Here is a 3,332-nt window from a genome sequence, read left to right as displayed (position 1 = left end):
CCGATCACGTCGACCGGCAGGGCCGCGTCCTCAGGCGTACCGGCGATGAACGAGCCGGTGACCACCACTTCTTCAACGACGGTTGCGTCCTGAGCGGACGCGGTTCCCGCCAATCCAAGCGCCAGCGCCAATGTCAGCGCGGAGCCGCCGCAGAAATAACTGCTTTTAAAGATCAACTTAATTTCCCCCTCGAGAGTCGCCCTTTTGAGCGGACGAATTTCTGACTCTTGCGAATAAAAGATCATCCGACGTGAGCTCAGATCGCGCCAGAAATTTCTCGGGAGTGAAACATAACGGCGTTCTGTGCTGCAGCGCACAGTCGGCTTCAGGGTGATCGCCAATAAGATTTGTCTTTGAGGACAATAGATTGCGTACCGTCGGATCGGAGATCGGCTCGGGCCGTCGGGCAGTTTCCCTTACGGTATATGGGGCGGCGAATGTTGCAGAGCGCCGTTATTTTGCATGTGCGGGCGTACCAGCCCCTTTGGAGATCTGGCGCAGCTAGTCATGGTGCAGCGCAGCAATTCGCCGAACGGGGTGTTGCAAGAAAGACGCGGACTGAGAACGATGTTTTTCTAAGCTGTGCTTTAGCCGGTCTGACACCGGACGCTACGTCAACCTGGCCGGCTGGGGCGGCTGTTCCTGAAAAGAAAACGCCGCCCCGGTGAGGGGGCGGCGCGAGGTGTAGTCCGCTGGGCTCTTGGCCCGGTCGGTATCCTAGAAGCGCTTCTTGATGCCGATAGTGTAGACGCGGCCGAGCGGGTTTCCGCTGCCCGGATCGTAGTTGTACTGGGTGCCGATGGCGAACGGCGGCTCGGCGTCCAGAACGTTCATGACCGAGAGGGTCAGGGCCGTGTCCCAGGGCAGTTCGGCGCGATAGGTGACGTCGTGCTGCCAGTACTCGGAGATCTTCGCCGTGGACTTCACCGCGTTGGCGATGGCGATCGGAAGCGCCTCCACCTGGTTGGTGGACGACACGTGGCGGATCTGCCAGCGAAGGTTCTGACCGCCCATCGCCCAGTTCACATAGGCGTTGGCCCGCAGGCGGTTGTAGCCCGTGAAGATCGAGGCCCGGTAGGTGCCCGCACGCTTCGCCGTACCCGCGGCGACGGGGAGACCCTCGATGGAATAGGGGTCCTCGTCGTAGTTCAGCAGGTAGGTGCCGTCCAAGCCGGTGCTCAGGTCGCCACCGAACAGTTCGCCGACTTGCAGGTTGGCCTGGAAGTCGACGCCGTTGGTCTTAACCTTGCCGCCGTTGATGTACTGGGTCCGGTACGACAGCACGTTCGCGCGGCTGCAGGCGCCGGCGAAGGTGAAGCGAGCCTGGACCGCAGCGTAAGCCGCCTGACCGCAACGCGTGCCGGGGTCGGAGGCGCCGCCCGGGAACATCAGCAGGATCAGATCCGCCGTGGCTTCCGAGGTGAGCGCGTCTTCGAAGTCGAAGTTCCAGTAATCCACGGTGGCGTCGAAGCCGCCGATCTTGACCACGGCGCCGACGCTGTAGGTGAGCGCCGTCTCCGGATCCAGGTTCGGGTTGCCGTAGAGGTCGTTGGCCCGGTAGGTGCCGCTCGCATTGGTCAGGCCACGCGCGAAGTTCGTCGTGGTGATGGTGGCGGCAGGCGCCCGGTAGGTGGTGGAGACCGACCCGCGCAGGGCGAACCAGTCCAGAGCTTGCCAACGCAGGGCGGCCTTCGGATTGAAGGTCTCACCCTGGCCTTGGTAGTACTCGTAGCGGCCGGCGACCGAGCCTTCGAGGCTGTCGGTAATCGGCAGCCGGACTTCGAAGAAGCCCGCGCCGATCTTCCGCTCCACGTCGTAGGGACGCAGGTTGGCGTTGAACAGGAACGGACCGTTGGCCGTGGTGGGGCAGTAGGGCGAGCCATCACCGTAGGGCGGGCTGTCGACGCAAGGCGTGGCGTTGGCGTCGTACGTCACGTCCGGATCCTGAACTTGACGGTCGTAGCGGAACTGACCGCCGGCGGCCCAGGAGATGTTGTCTGAGCCCCAGAGCTTGAAGTCGGTTTCACCGTTGAACACGATGTCGGCGACGAACAGCTTGGTGGTGATCTCGTTGCGCTGCTCGTCTTCCATCCAGTCGAAGACGGCGGCGCGGTTGGCGACGGCGTCGTTCAGGCCGGCGATCGTCGAGGAGCTGCCCACATAGTAGGGGTTGGCAGCGACGTTCGACGTGCTCTGCTGGATCGCGTTGGTGAAGGGGTTGAAGTAGAAGCAGCCCAGGGCGGCGTTACCGGCGTTGGTGGTGAAGTTCGCCGTTTCCGCCGCGGTGCACTGATCGGCGTTGCCGGCTCGGCTGCCGTAGCCGCGGAGGCCGAGCTGCAGGCGGTTCACCGAAGTGTCCTGCAGGTTGTAGTTGTAGTCCTGCTCTTGATAGGTCAGGCCGAAGTCCCAGCCGATACCATTCTCGAACTTGCCCTTGAACCCGCCGGCGATGCGAAGGGTGTCGACCTTGTACGAGTAGTGGCTGTGACGGTCGCTCGTATAGGGATTGCCGGCGAAGCCCACGGGACGCCAGGCGGTCTGGCTTCCGGCGACGCCATAGAGGGCGGCGTTGGCGGCTTGGCTTTGGGCCGTGGCGAGGCCCTGGGCGCAGGTGGTGGCGTCGACACCATAGGGCAGCACCGGACCCGCGCAGTTCGCCGAGGCGATCTGGCTCACCAGGGCGACGAGGCCCGGGTTGGTGTTGGGGATATAGAAGCGCGACTGCTCGCTGGTGCCCGTGGCCGGGATCGGCGAGACGCCGCCGCCGGCCGAGGCGCCGGACGGAGCGAAGGGAGCCGGGAACTGGTTGGGACCGGTGATCGCCCAGCTTTGGTTGGGCGTGTCGTGGGACGCGTAGAGGACCTCGACATTGCCTTCGATGTTGTCGGTGATGTCGACGTTCAGCTTGCCGTAGATCTGATAGTGATCTTCGTCTTCGATCAGGTTGTCGAAGCTCGTGTACTGGAAGTTGCACGAGGTGGGGCTGACGATGGTGGTGGTCAGGATGTAGGGCGCACCGCCATTGGCCGCGCAGCCGATGTCCGGCAACGAGCCCGCGAAGGTGCCGGCCGTGGCCGCCGCCGCGGAGGTGGCGGTGTTGTACTGGCCCGGGTTGCCGGTGCCCGCCCAGCCGCCCAGCGGGTTCTCAAGATAGCCGGTGGGGCCGGTGCGCAGCGCCCAGTCACGTTCGCTGACCGACATTTCCGACCGGTGGCGATAGCCGGCGGTCAGTAGCAGGTTGGCGCGATCGCCCCGGTAGCCGTAGGCGATGCTGCCTTCGTAGTCGCCGGGCGAACCCGAGATGCCCTGATAGTTGGCGTTGAGTTCAAAGC

Annotated in this window: 2 protein-coding genes; both read right to left on the bottom strand. The window is 64.0% G+C overall.

Features of this window, described 5'->3' with window-relative positions:
• A partial coding sequence (locus OCL97_RS22475; protein ID WP_377371929.1) for a hypothetical protein occupies positions 1 to 341 on the bottom strand: 341 nt, incomplete at its 3' end.
• 376 nt (positions 342 to 717) lie between these two features.
• Positions 718 to 3,332, bottom strand: a 2,615-nt coding sequence (locus tag OCL97_RS22470; RefSeq protein ID WP_377371927.1) for a TonB-dependent receptor domain-containing protein, incomplete at its 5' end; no start/stop codon positions are given.

The sequence above is a fragment of the Phenylobacterium ferrooxidans genome (genome assembly GCF_042714595.1).
Taxonomy (GTDB): Bacteria; Pseudomonadota; Alphaproteobacteria; order Caulobacterales; family Caulobacteraceae; genus Phenylobacterium; species Phenylobacterium ferrooxidans.
The sequence above is the reverse complement of the archived record's forward strand: the minus strand, read 5'-3'. Positions and strand labels throughout refer to the sequence as shown.